General features: G+C 67.8%; 14 protein-coding genes and 1 pseudogene. 5 read left to right on the top strand and 10 right to left on the bottom strand.

Annotated elements, in window-relative coordinates:
• Positions 1-169: 169 nt before the first annotated feature.
• The gene (locus tag A9W96_RS05290; protein WP_066863937.1) at positions 170-604 is read right to left on the bottom strand and encodes an HIT family protein; all 435 of its coding nucleotides are present in this window, start codon (positions 602-604) and stop codon (positions 170-172) included.
• Between the two features lie 83 nt (positions 605-687).
• Here A9W96_RS05290 and A9W96_RS05295 point away from each other — a divergent pair, with 83 nt between their 5' ends.
• The gene (locus A9W96_RS05295; protein WP_082972053.1) at positions 688-2,073 is read left to right on the top strand and encodes an amidase; all 1,386 of its coding nucleotides are present in this window, start codon (positions 688-690) and stop codon (positions 2,071-2,073) included.
• A gap of 36 nt (positions 2,074-2,109) precedes the next feature.
• On the opposite strand, the pseudogene A9W96_RS31210 reads toward A9W96_RS05295, so the two are convergent.
• A pseudogene (locus tag A9W96_RS31210) lies at positions 2,110-2,179 on the bottom strand (DNA-deoxyinosine glycosylase); the annotation flags it as partial.
• A gap of 32 nt (positions 2,180-2,211) precedes the next feature.
• Between A9W96_RS31210 and A9W96_RS05300 the strand changes: the two are divergent.
• Together A9W96_RS05300 and A9W96_RS05305 are read left to right on the top strand one after the other, a co-directional pair.
• Positions 2,212-3,342: an adenylate/guanylate cyclase domain-containing protein gene (locus tag A9W96_RS05300; protein ID WP_156748906.1), complete on the top strand. Its 1,131-nt coding sequence runs from the start codon at positions 2,212-2,214 to the stop codon at positions 3,340-3,342.
• Positions 3,343-3,676: 334 nt separating this feature from the next.
• Positions 3,677-4,258, top strand: a complete 582-nt coding sequence (locus A9W96_RS05305) for a hypothetical protein (protein WP_067025197.1) — start codon at positions 3,677-3,679, stop codon at positions 4,256-4,258.
• A gap of 15 nt (positions 4,259-4,273) precedes the next feature.
• Here the strand turns inward: A9W96_RS05305 and A9W96_RS05310 are convergent, their stop codons facing one another.
• From A9W96_RS05310 to A9W96_RS05335, 6 genes are all read right to left on the bottom strand, one after another.
• Complete coding sequence (locus tag A9W96_RS05310) at positions 4,274-6,139, bottom strand: serine/threonine-protein kinase PknH/PknJ (RefSeq protein ID WP_066880349.1); 1,866 nt, start codon at positions 6,137-6,139, stop codon at positions 4,274-4,276.
• Between the two features lie 174 nt (positions 6,140-6,313).
• Entirely contained in the window at positions 6,314-7,453 is a 1,140-nt protein-coding gene (locus A9W96_RS05315) for a BTAD domain-containing putative transcriptional regulator (protein WP_067138279.1), read from the bottom strand.
• Between the two features lie 298 nt (positions 7,454-7,751).
• Positions 7,752-8,444: a hypothetical protein gene (locus A9W96_RS05320; protein ID WP_067138281.1), complete on the bottom strand. Its 693-nt coding sequence runs from the start codon at positions 8,442-8,444 to the stop codon at positions 7,752-7,754.
• 178 nt (positions 8,445-8,622) lie between these two features.
• Positions 8,623-8,967, bottom strand: a complete 345-nt coding sequence (locus A9W96_RS05325; protein WP_067138283.1) for a DUF732 domain-containing protein — start codon at positions 8,965-8,967, stop codon at positions 8,623-8,625.
• 125 nt (positions 8,968-9,092) lie between these two features.
• Positions 9,093-10,997, bottom strand: a complete 1,905-nt coding sequence (locus A9W96_RS05330) for an ABC transporter ATP-binding protein (protein ID WP_066867275.1) — start codon at positions 10,995-10,997, stop codon at positions 9,093-9,095.
• The gene (locus A9W96_RS05335) at positions 10,994-12,760 is read right to left on the bottom strand and encodes an ABC transporter ATP-binding protein (RefSeq protein ID WP_067138285.1); all 1,767 of its coding nucleotides are present in this window, start codon (positions 12,758-12,760) and stop codon (positions 10,994-10,996) included. The genes A9W96_RS05330 and A9W96_RS05335 overlap by 4 nt, the downstream gene beginning before the upstream one ends.
• Positions 12,761-12,941: 181 nt before the next feature.
• Between A9W96_RS05335 and A9W96_RS05340 the strand changes: the two genes are divergently transcribed.
• Positions 12,942-13,499 carry a DUF3558 domain-containing protein gene (locus A9W96_RS05340; RefSeq protein WP_067025365.1) on the top strand — a complete coding sequence of 186 codons (558 nt, stop codon included), beginning with the start codon at positions 12,942-12,944 and terminating at the stop codon, positions 13,497-13,499.
• Positions 13,499-14,062 carry a DUF3558 domain-containing protein gene (locus A9W96_RS05345; RefSeq protein ID WP_112708815.1) on the top strand — a complete coding sequence of 188 codons (564 nt, stop codon included), beginning with the start codon at positions 13,499-13,501 and terminating at the stop codon, positions 14,060-14,062. Before A9W96_RS05340 ends, A9W96_RS05345 begins: the two co-directional genes overlap by 1 nt.
• A 16-nt stretch (positions 14,063-14,078) precedes the next feature.
• Here the strand turns inward: A9W96_RS05345 and A9W96_RS05350 are convergent, their stop codons facing one another.
• Positions 14,079-14,582, bottom strand: coding sequence for a histidine phosphatase family protein (locus tag A9W96_RS05350; RefSeq protein ID WP_066877225.1), 504 nt, complete (start codon positions 14,580-14,582; stop codon positions 14,079-14,081).
• 15 nt (positions 14,583-14,597) lie between these two features.
• Positions 14,598-14,708: hypothetical protein (locus A9W96_RS33215; protein ID WP_369830814.1), on the bottom strand; the 111-nt coding region annotated here is incomplete at its 5' end.

Raw genomic sequence — 14,708 nt, forward strand, 5'->3', positions numbered from 1 at the left:
CCGCCACGGACTTACCGCCCAGCGTTGCATCACCGCTCCAGCCGATCCCCTGCTGTGTGGCGAAGAATGAACAACTTCACCACGCGTTACTGGGCATTAAACCGCTGCTGATGTTCGCCAAGTGCGGCTTTTGCCAGGTTGGGGCGGGGTGCGGCCGTCGCCGTTGGGCTCAATCGGCCTGACTTGCATCGATGCGGGCCAGCGCGTTGCGCAGAATCTGGCCGGTGGCGTCCCGGTCGGGGTCGCGGCGCAGCAGCATTCCCTTGGCCACCGACAGCTTGTCGCCGTTGCGGCGGGGCAGAACGTGCAGGTGGATGTGGAACACGGTCTGGAAAGCGGCGCGGCCGTCGTTGACAGCGATGTTGGTGGCGTCGGCCAGTTCGGTGGTCCGCGCGGCCCGGGCGATGCGTTGGCCCAGGGTGACCATCCCGGCCAGGGTCTCCGGCGCGGTGTCGGTGAGATCGACGCTGTGCCGTTTGGGCAGCACCAGCGTGTGGCCGCGGGTGAACGGGCGGATGTCGAGGATGGCCAGGTAGTCGTCGTCTTCGTAGATCCGGATGGCCGGGGCTTCGCCGGCGACGATCGCACAGAACACGCAGGACATGTCGCCCACGGTACTGGCTGCTTCGCCATGGCCACGCCGAGACCATCCGGGGCCTGCCTCGAATCGCGGGATACGCTGCCGCGGTGAACGATCTCGCGTTCGCCGGCGCGGCGGCACAAGCGCGCATGCTGGCCGACGGTGAACTGACCGCGCCGGAGTTGCTCGAGGTCTACCTGGAGCGGATAGCGCGGCTGGACAGCCAGCTGCGGTGCTACCGCGTGGTGCTCGCCGATCAAGCTCGTTACGAGGCCGCCGCGGCGCAGGAGCGTCTGGACGCGGGCGAGCGGCTGCCGTTGCTCGGCGTGCCGGTGGCGATCAAAGACGACGTCGACGTCGCCGGGCAGGTGACGACGTTCGGCAGCGGCGGACACCGGCCCGCCGTCACCTCCGATGCCGAGGTGGTGCGCCGGTTGCGCGCCGCGGGTGCGGTGATCATCGGCAAGACCAATGTGCCCGAGCTGATGATGCTGCCCTACACCGAGTCGATGACCTTCGGCGCCACCCGCAACCCGTGGAACCCCACCCGCACCCCGGGCGGCAGTAGCGGGGGAAGCGCCGCCGCGGTCGCCGCCGGGTTGGCGTCGCTGGCTTTGGGATCCGACGGGGGCGGCTCGATTCGCATCCCGGCGACGTGGTGCGGGCTGTTCGGCTTGAAGCCGCAGCGCGACCGGGTGTCGTTGGAACCGCACGACGATGCCTGGTACGGGCTGAGCGTCAACGGCCCGATCGCGCGCACGGTGCTGGACGCGGCGGTGTTCCTGGATGCGACGTCGACGGTGGCCGGTCCCGAAGGGGAGTTCGTGACGGCGGCGGGCCGCAGCCCCGGCCGGTTGCGAATTGCGTTGAGCACCAAGGTGCCAACCCCGTTGCCGGTCCGGGTGGGCAAGGCGGAGCTGACGGCGGTCGAGCAGGCCGGTGCGCTGCTGCGCGACCTGGGCCATGACGTCATCAGGGCCGATCCCGAGTATCCGGCCTCGGCGATGTTCGCCAACTATCTGCCCCGATATCTGCGCGGTATCTGCGACGACGCGGACGCGCTGGCCCATCCGGAACGCCTGGAGGCGCGCACCCGCAACATCGCCCGTCTGGGTTCGTTCTTTTCGGACCGGCGGATGGAGGCGATCCGGGCCAACGAGGATGGGGTGGTCTCGCGGATCCAGGCGATCTTCGACGACGTCGACGTCGTCGTCACGCCCGGCACGGCGACGGGCCCGTCGCGCATCGGCGCCTATCAACGCCGCGGCGCGGTGTCGACGCTGCTGAGGGTCGGTCGATACGTTCCCTACCAACAGGTTTGGAACCTGACCGGGCAGCCCGCAGCGGTGGTGCCGTGGGACCTCGATGGCGACCGCCTGCCGTTGTCGGTCCAACTCGTCGGCAGGCCATACGACGAGGCGACGCTGCTGTCGCTGTCGGCGCAGATCGAAGCCGCCCGACCGTGGGCCCTGCGGCGACCGCCGGTGTCATAGCCGCCGCGCCGATTGGCCTAGTACTGCCGGCCACCAAACCCAGGATCAGTGTCCGGGCTCGCTCATCGACGACCGGCGGGAATCCCCGCAGCGGCGGTGTGTTCATCACCCCACATCCTGGCTGGCCCGCGTTGTAGGTTGACGAACGTGCAGGACGGGGCCGACCAGAACATCGACGATTTGCTCGAGGGGCTCGAGGGAACCGCGCGCACCGAGCGCGCCGAATTGGTGCGGTGGCTGCTCGAGCAGGGCATCACCACCGAGGAGATCCGCACCACCAATCCGCCCCTGCTGCTGGCCACCCGCCATCTGATCGGCGATGACGGCACCTACGTGTCCACCCGGGAGATCAGCGAGACCCACGGCATCGACCTGGGGCTGTTGCAGCGCGTGCAGCGCGCGATCGGCCTGGTTCGCGTGGACGACCCCGACGCGGTCGTTCACATGCGCGCCGACGGCGAAGCCGCCGCCTTCGCCCAGCGATTCGTCGAGCTGGGGCTGGATCCCGAGCAGGTGGTTCTCGTGGTTCGGGTACTGGCCGAAGGCCTGTCGCGGGCCGCCGAAGTCATGCGCTACACGGCGCTCTCGGCGATCATGCGGCCGGGTAACAGCGAGCTCGAAATCGCCAAGGCGTCAAAGGCTTTGGTGGGACAGATCGCGCCCATGCTCGGCCCGATGATCGAGCACATGTTGTTCATGCAGCTGCGCCACATGATGGAAACCGAGGCGATCAACGCCGCGGAGCGGGCCGCCGGCGAGCCGCTGCCCGGGGCGCGCCAGATCACCGTTGCCTTCGCGGATCTGGTCGGCTTCACCCGGATCGGTGAGGCGGTGTCGCCCGAGGAACTGGGACATCTGGCCAACCGGCTGGCCATCCTCGCCCGGGACATGACGGTGCCGCCGGTGCGGTTCATCAAGACCATCGGTGACGCGGTCATGTTCGTCTGCCCTGATCCGCTGCCGCTGCTCGACGTCATCGTCAAGCTCGTCGAGGCCGTCGACACCGACAACGACTTCCCCCGGCTGCGGGCCGGGGTGGCCTCCGGCATGGCGGTCAGCCGGGCCGGCGACTGGTTCGGCAGCCCGGTCAACGTGGCGAGCCGCGTCACCAACGTGGCGCGCCCGGGCACGGTCCTGGTCGCGGATTCGGTCTGGGACGTCATCGGCGACAGCGGTGAGTTCTCCGGTTCATTCGCCGGCGCCCGGCGCCTCAAGGGCATCAAGAACGAGGTGAAGCTCTTCCGCGTGCGGCGCGGCGACGGCGACTGACGGGCCCGCGCTGCCCGGGCGAGAAAGGTGCCCGACGCATGGGCAGGCCCGGTGCGACTCTAGGGGGCGTTTGACGACGTCTTATGCGTGTCCTACGCGGCCGGATTCCTACCCCGTGTTCCAGCGCTTCGAATTGGTCGCTTCCCGGGCCTGCTTCGCTAACCAAAATACGCCGACCAACAGCGCGGATCAACGGTTTTCCGGGGCCGTCCGCGTCGTGGAGAACCGCTTGCGACGGCGTGGCGACACCCGCCCACACGTCCGCGCCGGTGGGTCGTTTCGCTGCCGGTGAAAGGCGGTTCCCTGACAGGTGTAACGGTGTAATCATGTAATCATGAAAGCCCATCACACACAAAGGCGGTACGGCCGCCCCGGCGGCTGGCAGCAAGCCCAGCAACCCGACGCCAGCGACGCCGCGGAGTGGTTCGCCGGACGTCTCCCGGAAAGCTGGTTCGACGGCGACCCCACGGTGGTCGTCGACCGCGAAGAGATCACCGTCATCGGCAAGCTCCCGGACCCGGACAGCGCGGAAGGCGAAGCGAGCGAGGCTCGCGCGGCCGGACGGGCGTCGCGGTTCCGCGAGGACACCCGCTCGGAGCGCATGCGCATCGCCGACGAAGCGCAGGATCGCTACGGCCGCAAGGTCTCCTGGGGTGTCGAGGTCGCTTCCACGGCCGGCACCGAGCGAATCCTGTTCACCCACATCGCCGTACCGGTCATGACGCGGCTGAAGCAACCCGAACGCCAGGTGCTCGACACGCTGGTGGACGCCGGCGTCGCCCGGTCCCGCGCCGACGCTCTGGCCTGGTCGGTCAAGCTGGTCGGCGAGCACGCCGAAGAGTGGCTGGCCAAACTGCGCGGCGCCATGTCGGCCGTCGACGACCTACGCGCGCAGGGCCCCGATCTGCAGTCCTGACAAGGCCGTAGCGCCTCAGCCCTCGGGCTTCTCGCTGTCGATCTTGGCGACGATCTTGTCGGCGATCTGGGCGCCCTGATCGCTGATGTGGTACCCGCAGGCGTTGATGTCGACGACCACGTTGTTGGCCACGCTGAGCGCGCGCTGGCACTCCCAGCCGTCGGCGCCCTCCTGGGTGTCCATCAGCGTGATCTTCGGTGGACTGCCCTGAAGCTGCGCGAACGTCCACCGATAGGTCTTGCTCTTGTTGGTGACGGTCACCGTCTTGCCGGCGCAGCCTTTCCACTTGTCCGCGGAGGTCTGCACGAAACTCTTGGCCTTGTCGGCGGAGGGAAACAGCACCACGGCCTGGTTGACCCAGTGGTCGTAGTTGTCGCCCGCCTCCGAGGACACCAGGCCGCTGACCGCCGAGTAGCCGGTGCCCGCATAGACCGGGTCCTGCGTGGTGTACAGCGCCCCCTGGCAATCGGGCGCGGAGACCGTCACCGAGGAGCTGTCCGTCGACGTGATGGGTTTGCCCGGCTGCATCGACGACGAGCCCATCACACCGTTGATGTCGGCCGGGCCGAGCAGCAGGCCGCTGAGGCGTTCGGGGCCCAGCGGGGCGGCCTGCGGTGGTTCCGGCTTGGGGCGAACGACAAGCCAGATGCCGACCCCGGTCGCGATCACGACGAGCACCACGGCGACGGCCGCGATGATCGGCCAGATCGAGCGGTGCGGTTTGGGCGGGGGCTGACCCCAGGGCGTCGAACTGGTGAACTGGGGCGGCGCGCCCCAGTTGGCATTGGTGCCTTGGTAATACGGCTGACCGGCCGCCGGGATCGGCCCGCTGGTCGGGGTCCACGCCTGACCGCCGTGCGCCGGTATCGGACCGGAACTGGGGGCCGACGGCGGGTCGAACGGCGACGGCGGCGGGGTGTTGAACGTCGGCCCGAACGGCTGCGGGGGTGCCGCGGCGGCGTGGGCTCCCGCGCCGGGGTAGTCGGCGGCGGGCAGTGCGGCTTCCTGGCTGCGGCGCAAGATGGTGGCGGCGCGGTCCTGGTCGGGGTTGCTCAACGCTTCCTTGGCGGCCAGGGCCAGATCACCCGCGCTGGCGTAGCGATCCTCCGGCTTCTTGGCCATGCCGCGGGCGATCACCACGTCGAAGGCCTTCGGGACCCCCGGGCGCTGCGCGCTGGGCGCGGGAATTGGGTCCATCATGTGAGCGGAGACCAGCACCCCGGCGCTGTCGGCGCGGTAGGGCGGCGTCCCGGTCAGGCACTCGAACAGCACGCAGGCCAGCGCGTAGATGTCGGCGCGATAGGTGACTTCCGCGTCCGAAAACCGTTCTGGCGCCATGTATTTCCAGGTTCCGACCGCGGTGCCGAGCTGCGTCAGCTTCTCGTCGGTGGTGGCGCTGGCGATGCCGAAGTCGACCAGGTAGGCGAAGTCGTCACGGGTGATGAGAATGTTCTGCGGTTTGATGTCGCGGTGCATCACCCCGGCGGCGTGCGCGGCATCGAGCGCCGACGCGATCTGGGTGATGATGGCGACCGCGCGCGGTGGAGTCAGCGGGCCGAAGCGTTTGAGCACGCTGTCCAGGTCGGTGCCCTCGACCAAGCGCATCTCGAGGAACATCTGGCCGTCGATTTCGCCGTAGTCGTGCACCGGCACCACGTGCGGTTCCTGCAAACGACCGGCGGTGCGGGCTTCGCGTTTCAACCGCTCGCGAAACACCGGGTCCCGGCTGAAGCTTTCGGACAGGAGTTTGACCGCGACCGTCCACTCTTTGACGGTGTGTTCGGCCTCGTAGACCTCACCCATCCCACCGCGGCCCAGCAGCCGCTTTAGGTGGTAGGGGCCAAACATCGACCCCGCCCGTGAGGACTGCTCGTCACTCATTCCTCATCCTTCCAACCCAACCCCTAGCCTGCCGGTCTCTTTCGAGACTTTGCGGGCAGGCACACGATCGCAACCCGTGACTGAGCAATCATGACGGTAAGCGCGCAGGCGTCCCACCGCACGATAACGGGAACAATCGCCGCGCGTGTCAGCGCGGGTCGGCTCACCGTGCTCTCAGGCCTCGTCTTCGTGGTCAGCGGCGACCTGGAAGGTGAATTCGTGGTCGCAGATCCGCACGCGGTCGCCGTCCCGCAGGGTGGCTGCGGAACGGATCCGTTGCTCCCGCACGTGCACGCCGTTCGAGGACCGCAGGTCGTCGATGATGTAACCGTTTCCGGTGTCGACGATGACGGCATGATGCCGGCTGACCTTGGGGGAGTCGAGCACGATGTCGTTGTCGCCAAGCCGCCCAATGGTTGTCGATCCCCGCAGCGGATAACTGCGTCCGGACACCTCGTGCAGATAAGCGGCCACCTTGTCGTCGGTCGGGTAGTGCTCGAGCACGGTGATCGCGACCGCCGCGGTCGTCATGGCGTTCTTCTTCACGTCCAGCGGCTCTTGGCGCAGGATCTGGTCGTTGAGGGCGCGCAGGTTCTGGCCGGGGTCGATCCCGAGGTCATCGGCCAGCGATTTCTGCACGCGCCGATAGGCCGCCAACGCGTCGGATTGGCGGTCGGCGAGGTAGTAGGCGGTCATCAATTGGGCCCACAGCTGCTCGCGGTAAGGATGCTCGGCCGTCAGGGCTTCCAGTTCGGTGATCACGGTAAAGGCGCGTCCGCAGGCAATTTCGGCCTCGGCCTGCGCGGTGTGAGCCAGGATCTTCTCCTCGACCAGCGACGCGGTGAAGGCGTCGACGAAGCGAAGGCCGTCCAGGTCCTCGAGCACCGGGCCGCGCCATTCGGCCAGGGCGGCCGACAGGTGCTGACTGGCCTGCTCGAACCGGCCGGCGGCCGCCGCCTGCACGCCGGCGGTCTTTTCGGCGATGAACCGGCCCAGATCGCAACGGTCGTTGGCGACGTTGAGCCGGTAACCCGGCGGTGCCGCGACCAGCACCGTGCGCGGGTCGATGCCGGCACCGGTCAGCAACTTTCGCAGGTTGGACACGTAGGAGTGGATGCTGGCCCGCGCCCCCGACGGTGGCGACTCGTCCCACAGGGCCGTGATGAGCCGGTCGACGCCGACCGGGTTGTTGCGGTTCATCAGCAGCATCGCCAGCACCGCCCGCTGTTTGGGTGTGCCCAGCGGCACCAGGGTGCCGTCGACGCTCATCTCCAACGGTCCGAGCAGACCGAATTCGAGACGCTTGTCCGCCATCCCGCCTACCAGCCTTTCCGCGTCCGCGGCGTCGGATGCCCTGAGCTCACCATTGTGATTGTGACGCCAAGCGGGCGGATTCGTTACGAATCACGAGAAACCGTCGAGCTCGGACGGCATGTCGTCCAACCATGGCCCCAGCGCGGCGCCGCACCCGGGGCCGGGGGCTGAAATGTGTTCGCACCCAGGGCGATAGTGGGTGCGTCGCACGAATTGAATTGCACCGCCGCCACATATCGGCCACGCGAAACGCGCTCCGCTCGGTTGCGCGCCGCGTGAACCGAATCCCCGGCGGCGACTAGGTGGTGACGACCATCAACTCGTTGCTGGTGTCCCAGGACTCGACGAACAGCTTGATCGGGATTTGCTCGTTGCGGCCTTCGGGTGTGCCGCTGTCGTTGAGGTGGACGATGCCGGCGACGGTGTCGACGCCGGTCACCACCACGGCGTGGTTGGACTCCGGGCGGCCGTCCTTGCCCTTGTCTTCGACGGGCTGGTGCCAGATCAGCTCGGCGTTGAGGCTGACGATCACCTTGTGACCGCCGCCGAGCGCCCGCTCGAGAGCGGCCATTCCGGCCGGGGTGCCGGTTTGCGCGGCGTCGTCCTTGTCGCTGAGGACGGCGCCGATCTTGTACTGGGCGAGCAACTCGGGGATGTCCGCCGTGTTCGCGCCCATTCCGGATTCCGGGTTGCCGGTGGCGGCGGGCTTGGTGTAAATCGAGCCGGGATGCGCCATGCTGGGCGTCGATTGGGCCTTGGCGATGATGTCGTGCTCCGAGGGAGCCACGCCGGTGATCTCGCCGATGACATCGGCACTCGACATCAGCACGCAGTCGTCGTACTGCTGCTGGCGCCAGAATTGGGCGGCGGCGGTCGGGTCCCCGTAGGTGAGTTGGGACGCTGCGGCTCCGGCCGGGGCCGCCACACCGAGCGCGACCGCGCCGGCGGCCACCGCGAGGGTCAGGGTCTTGGTGATGTTGGCGGTCGTCATGGTGTGCCTCTTCTCGTCTCTGGCCGCGTGGGTCGGGGCTGGGCGGGTGTTGAGAAGAGCTTCGAACGTGCGCCTGTTGGACTTCTCTACGAATCCTTGGAGCCGTGCGGGGCGTCGGCTCCCACGGCCGATGGGGGATTCCGACTTTCGAAATCCCCCATGGTGGGTCGTTATTCGCCTAGGCGGGCTGACCGGAGAATTGCGGGCAATAGGCCTGGGTGGCCGCCAAGACCACGTGGGCCGCCTGCGGCGGCGTCAGGCTGGTGTGCCGGAAGATGTCGACGGTGACCGCGGTGGGCGTCTGGCCGGCGGCGAGTTCGGTGCAGACCTGGTGGCCCGTCTGCACGGCGGCTTGGGTGGACGGGAAAGTGACGCCGAGGCTTTGCATCTGGCCCAGGAACGCCGCGTCGGCGGTCTGCACGGAGCTCGCTGCGGCCGTGCCGGCGAAGCCGACGGCGGCGAGTCCGATGGCGGCGGTGCCGATTGCGGTGGTGGCCATCTTTGTGATGCGGCGGGAGAACATTGCTGCCACCCCTTTCAGGTGCGTTACTGAGTAGGACGATCCCAGCGTCGCGTTTGTTCCTTGGTGTCTTCTCAATAACTTCTTGGTAGCGATCGCGGCCGCTTATCAATGCGCCCGCCAGGCGCTTATGCCTGTGTCATCTCGTAATACGTGCCGCGCCGGGCGAGTAGTTCAGTGTGATTGCCCTGTTCGACGATCCGCCCGGCCTCGACCACCACGATGCGGTCCGCGTCGCGGATCGTCGAAAGTCGGTGCGCGATAATGAAACTCGTGCGATCGCGGCGCAGTTCACACATCGCGTGCTGGATGAGGGCCTCGGTGCGGGTGTCGACCGAGCTGGTCGCCTCGTCCAGGATCAACAGTTGTGGGCGGGAAAGAAACGCGCGCGCGATGGTGATGAGCTGCTTCTCGCCGGCGCTGATGTTGCCTCCGTCACCGCTGATCCGGGTCTGGTAGCCCGCCGGCAGCGTCCGGACGAACGGGTCGACGTAGGCGGCCTTGGCGGCGTCGAGCACCTCGTCCTCACCGGCGTCCGGGCGTCCATAGGCGATGTTCTCCGCGATCGTCCCGTCGAACAGCCAGGTGTCCTGCAGCACCATGCCGATCCGCGACCGCAGCGACCGGCGGTCCAGCGTGCTGATGTCGACCCCGTCGAGCAGGATCTGTCCCGCGTCGACGTCATAGAACCGCATCAGCAGGTTCACCAGCGTGGTTTTGCCCGCTCCCGTCGGCCCGACGATCGCCACCGTGCTTCCCGGTTCGGCCACCATGGACAGGTCCTCGATTACCGGGGTGCCCGGGCGGTAGGCGAAGCTCACGTGGGCGAACTCGACGCGTCCACCGGGCCGCGGGGGGGTGCCGGCCCGCAGGGCAGGCACAGGATCCGGCGCCTCCTCGGGCTCGTCGAGCAGCGCGAAAATCCGCTCGGCGCTGGCCACCCCGGATTGCAGGGTGTTGTACATGCCGGCGAGCTGGCTCAGTGGCGAGTTGAACTGCCGCACATATTGAATGAACGCCTGGATATTGCCCAGGGTGATGTGGCCGGTGGCCACCTGCAGGCCGCCCACCACCGCGACGGCGACGTAGCCGAGATTGCCGATGAACGTCGTCGCCGGTGCCACCAGCCCGGAGAAGAATTGAGCGCCGAAACTGGCCCGGTAGACGTCGTCGTTGAGGGTGCGGAACTGCTCGCGCGCCGCCGCCTGGTGGCCGAACGTCGTGACCACCGTGAAACCGCTGTAGGTCTCCTCGATGTGGGCGTTCAGGCGGCCGATGCTGGTCCACTGCGCGACGAACAGGCGGTGGGAGCGTCGCGCGATCGCCCGCGTCGCCAACAGCGACAGCGGCACCGTCAGCACGGTGATCACCACCAGCAGCGGCGAGATGGACAGCATCATCGCCAGCACCGCCACCACGGTCAGGACCGATGTCAGCAGCTGGCTGATCGTCATCGCCAGCGACGATTGGATGTTGTCGACGTCGTTGGTGACCCGGCTCAGCAACTCCCCGCGCTGACGTCCATCGAAGTAGGACAACGGCAGCCGGTGGATTTTGTCCTCGACATCGGAACGTAAGCCCACCATGGTGCGCTGCACGGTGGCGTTGAGCAGTCGCGCCTGTATCCAAATCAGCAGCGCCGAAACGAGATAGAGGGCCAGCGCCAGCGTCAGCGTTCGTGCGACCGCCCCGAAGTCGACGCCGTGACCCGGGACCACGTTCATCCCGGACAGCAAGTCGGCGAAGGTGTCGGCGCCTCGGCCGCGTGCGGCGGCGACGGCCTGGGCCTTGGTCATCCCGGCGGGCAGCTGGCGCCCGATGACGCCGTTGAACAGCAAGTCGGTGGCGTGCCCCAGGATTCGCGGGACGATCACCCCGATCGCCGTGCCGGTGATACCCAAGCTGATCACCGCGATGCACAGCCGTCGTTGCGGCGCAAGCCGTTTCACCAGGCGGGCGGCCGAACCCCAGAAGTCGCGCGACCGGGTTGCGGGGGCCGTCCGGTTGGCGGCCTGGGTGGCCGCGGCGGTCACGGTGGGCCCCCGGCTCGTCCGGTTCGCACCGCGCCGGCCGACTGCGAGTCGGCGAATTCGGCGTAGGTGGCGCAATCGACGAGCAGCGATTCGTGGGTGCCCGCGCCCACCAGCTTCCCGTTGTCGATCACGATTACCTGGTCGGCCGTGGATGCGATCGAAATGCGTTGTGTGACAACGATGACGGTGGCATCACCGGAGGTCTCCCGTAGCGAGGTGCGGACCCGCGCGTCGGTGCGCTCGTCGAGCGCGGCGAACGAGTCGTCGAACAAATAGATTGCCGGACGGCGGATGACCGCCCGGGCGATGGCGAGTCGCTGCCGTTGCCCGCCCGAGAAGTTGATACCGCCCTGGGCCACCCGCATCTGCAGCCCGTCATCGTGGGCCCGCACGAAATCGTCGGCGGCGGCCACCCGCAACGCCTCCCACATCTGATCGTCGGTAGGGACCTGATGCGGGGCGGCGCCGTAGCGCAGGTTGTCCGCGACCGTCCCGGAAAACAGGTAGCCGCGCTGGGGAACCAGCCCGATGGCCGACCACAGCCGCTCGGTCCGGTATTCGCGGACGTCGATGCCGTCGATCGAGACGGCGCCGCCGGTCACGTCGTAGAGCCGGCAGATCAGCGAGACCAGCGTCGACTTGCCCGAACCGGTGCTGCCGACGATGGCGGTGGTGGTTCCGGGCGCCGCGGTCAGCGAAATGCCTTGCAGCACTGGGCGATCGGCGCCCGGATAGGTGAAGGTCGCGCCGTGCAGCCGCACGACTCCGGTGATGGCGCCGCGCGGGGACCGCGGGCTCGGGGGGTCGGTCACCGCCGGCCGGGTGGCGAGCACCTCGGTGATCCGCTCGGCGCACACCGAGGCGCGCGGCAACACCACCAGCGTCATCGTCGCCATCAACACCGCCATCAGGATCTGGGTGAAGTAGGCCAGGAAGGCGGTCAGCGAACCGACCTGCATCTGGCCGCGGTCGATGCGCAACCCGCCGAACCAGATCAGCGCGACGCTGGACACGTTGATGGTCAGCGTGGTCACCGGCAGCATCAACGCTTGCCAGTTGCCCGCGGTCAGTGCGGTGTTCGACAGCGCGGTGTTGGCGCGGGCGAAGCGGTCTCGTTCGAAACCTTCCCGCGCGAACGCGCGGACCACCCGGACGCCGGCCAGCTGGTCGCGCAGCACCCGGTTGATGCCGTCGATCAGGCCCTGCATCCGGCGGAACAGGGGCAGCATGTGCGACATCACCCAGTAGTTGGCTACCGCCATGATCGGCACGCTGACCAGCAGCAGCCACGTCAGCGCGGCCTCCTGGCGGATGGCCATGAAGATCCCGCCGAGGCACATGATCGGGGCGGTCACCAGCACCGTGGCGCTTATTTGGACCAGGTACTGGATTTGCCGCACGTCGTTGGTGCTGCGTGTCAGCAGCGTCGGCGCCCCGAATCGGGCGGTCTCGCGTTCGGAGAAGGAGGTGACGTGCTCGAAGATGGCGGCGCGCAGGTCGCGACCGAAGCCCATCCCGGTGCGCGAGCCGACATAGATCGCCCCGACCGAGCACAGCACCTGCAATGCGGTGACCCCGAGCATGACCATGCCGAGCCGAACGATGGTGGTGGTGTCACCCTTGGCCACGCCCTCGTCGATGATGGCGGCGTTGACGGTCGGCAGGTACAGCGACGCGAGGTTGCCGATCAGCTGCAGCACCATCAGCACCGCCACCAGCCGTCGGTACGGCTGGATGTACTGGCGCAGCAGTGCCAGGAGCATGGGCTAACTGTCGCACACCGTCCGCGCGGCCGTGCCCGGCAACCGCCGGACGGTCCAGGTCCGCACCCCACTTGTTGCGGCCCCGAAATACCTGCTCAGGCGCGTCGGTGGTTGACCCGCTGGGCTGCCGCTACAGTGCATCGTGTGGACCAGCAGCGGGCGGAGCGGAAGCAGGGTAGCGGTGCGGCGTAGCACGAGGGCGCTGGCTCTCGTGGCGTCAGCAGTGACGATCCTGATCCCCGCGGCTGCGGGCTGCTCCGATTCCGGCGGCAACAAACCGGGCGCTACGTCGTCGTCGACGCCGCAGAACGGCCAGGGCAGCCACGGTGCGATGTTCCCGCAGTGCGGCGGGATCAGCGACCAGACCGTAGCGGAGCTCACCAAGGTCACCGGGCTGATCAACACCGCCCGCAACTCAGTGGGGTGCCAGTGGCTCGCCGGTGGTGGCATCCTGGGGCCGCACTTCTCCTTCTCCTGGTATCGCGGCAGCCCCATCGGTCGCGAACGCAAGACCGAGGAGCTTTCGCGGGCCAGCGTCGATGACATCAACATCAACGGCCATAGCGGTTTCATCGCCATCGGCAACGAGCCCAACCTGGGTGACTCGTTGTGTGAGGTGGGCATCCAGTTTCAGGACGACTTCATCGAGTGGTCAATCAGTTTCAGTCAGAAGCCGTTTCCGCCGCCATGCGACATAGCGAAGGAACTCGCTCGTCAGTCGATTGCGAATTCGAAATGATGGCCTCGACGCGTTCCCGGGCCGGCAGGACCGCGGTTGCCGCCGCGATCGTGGTGATCGCCGCGCTGTTGGTGTTGACGGGGTGTTCCCGCTCGATCGGGGGCAACGCGGTCAAGGCGGGCGGCAATGTGCCCCGCAACAACAACTCTCAGCAGCAGTACCCGAACCTGCTCAAGGAATGTGAGGTCTTGACCAGCGACATCCTGGCCAAGACGGTGGGCGCCGACCCGCTCGACATTCAGAGCACCTTCGTCGGTGCGATCTGCCGCTGGCAGGCGGCCAATCCGGCCGGGTTGATCGACATCACCCGGTTCTGGTTCGAGCAGGGCAGCCTGTCCAACGAGCGCAAGGTCGCGGAATTTCTGAAGTACAAGATCGAGACCCGGTCGATCGCCGGGATCGACTCGATCGTGATGCGGCCCGACGACGCGAACGGTGCGTGCGGCGTGGCCAGCGACGCCGCCGGGGTGGTCGGATGGTGGGTCAACCCGCAGGCGCCGGGCATCGATGCGTGCGGTCAGGCCATCAAGCTGATGGAGCTGACGCTGGCCACCAACTCCTGATCCGGGCAATCGAGGCTCAGCGCGGCACCTCGAAGTCGATCAGCGTCGCCACGCCGAGTTCGACCTCTTTCCACGCGCCCGGCACGGTGAGCACCGCGATCGCCGACGTTGGAAACTTGGCCGAAATTCGTTCGGCGGCAGCGGTATTCGTACGTCCGGCGCCGCCCAGCCCCAGCGCCAGGGCCGACATCGTCGGCTCGTGTCCGATGACCAGTAGCGTGCCGACGGCGTCGTCCACCGTGTTGATCTCGTCGATCAGCGTGCCGGGAGTGCTCGCGTAGAGGCGCTCGCTGTATCGCACCGGCGCATCGATGCCGGTGTTGAGCAGCGTCTCGCGGGTGCGCGTCGCCGTGGAGCACAGCACGCCGTCGATGGCGGGCGCGTTGGCGCGCAGCCAGTCGCCGGCCAGCCCGGCTTGGCGGATGCCGCGGGGCGCCAGCGGCCGGTCGTGGTCGTCGACGCCCGGCGGGTAATCGGACTTCGCGTGCCGCATCAGCAGCAGGGTGCGCTGGTCAGTCACGAGCAATCAGATTAATCAGTGCGGCGGCAGACCGTCGCCATCACCCAGCAGTTTTTCGGGGTGGTGGAAGGTGTTGGTGCGGGGTTGGCCGGTGTCGAGGTGTGGGGGTGGTTTCCATTGGGTGTC

This window comes from Mycobacterium sp. 1245852.3, from assembly GCF_001669335.1.
Taxonomy (GTDB): domain Bacteria; phylum Actinomycetota; class Actinomycetes; order Mycobacteriales; family Mycobacteriaceae; genus Mycobacterium; species Mycobacterium europaeum_A.

What these genes read in the sequence shown, in the direction of transcription:
- A9W96_RS05290 (WP_066863937.1), bottom strand. Translation starts at nt 604, where the DNA reads ATGTCCTGCGTGTTCTGTGCGATCGTCGCCGGCGAAGCCCCGGCCATC.
- A9W96_RS05305 (WP_067025197.1), top strand. Translation starts at nt 3,677, where the DNA reads ATGAAAGCCCATCACACACAAAGGCGGTACGGCCGCCCCGGCGGCTGG.
- A9W96_RS05310 (WP_066880349.1), bottom strand. Translation starts at nt 6,139, where the DNA reads ATGAGTGACGAGCAGTCCTCACGGGCGGGGTCGATGTTTGGCCCCTAC.
- A9W96_RS05315 (WP_067138279.1), bottom strand. Translation starts at nt 7,453, where the DNA reads ATGGCGGACAAGCGTCTCGAATTCGGTCTGCTCGGACCGTTGGAGATG.
- A9W96_RS05320 (WP_067138281.1), bottom strand. Translation starts at nt 8,444, where the DNA reads ATGACGACCGCCAACATCACCAAGACCCTGACCCTCGCGGTGGCCGCC.
- A9W96_RS05325 (WP_067138283.1), bottom strand. Translation starts at nt 8,967, where the DNA reads ATGTTCTCCCGCCGCATCACAAAGATGGCCACCACCGCAATCGGCACC.
- A9W96_RS05335 (WP_067138285.1), bottom strand. Translation starts at nt 12,760, where the DNA reads ATGCTCCTGGCACTGCTGCGCCAGTACATCCAGCCGTACCGACGGCTG.
- A9W96_RS05345 (WP_112708815.1), top strand. Translation starts at nt 13,499, where the DNA reads ATGGCCTCGACGCGTTCCCGGGCCGGCAGGACCGCGGTTGCCGCCGCG.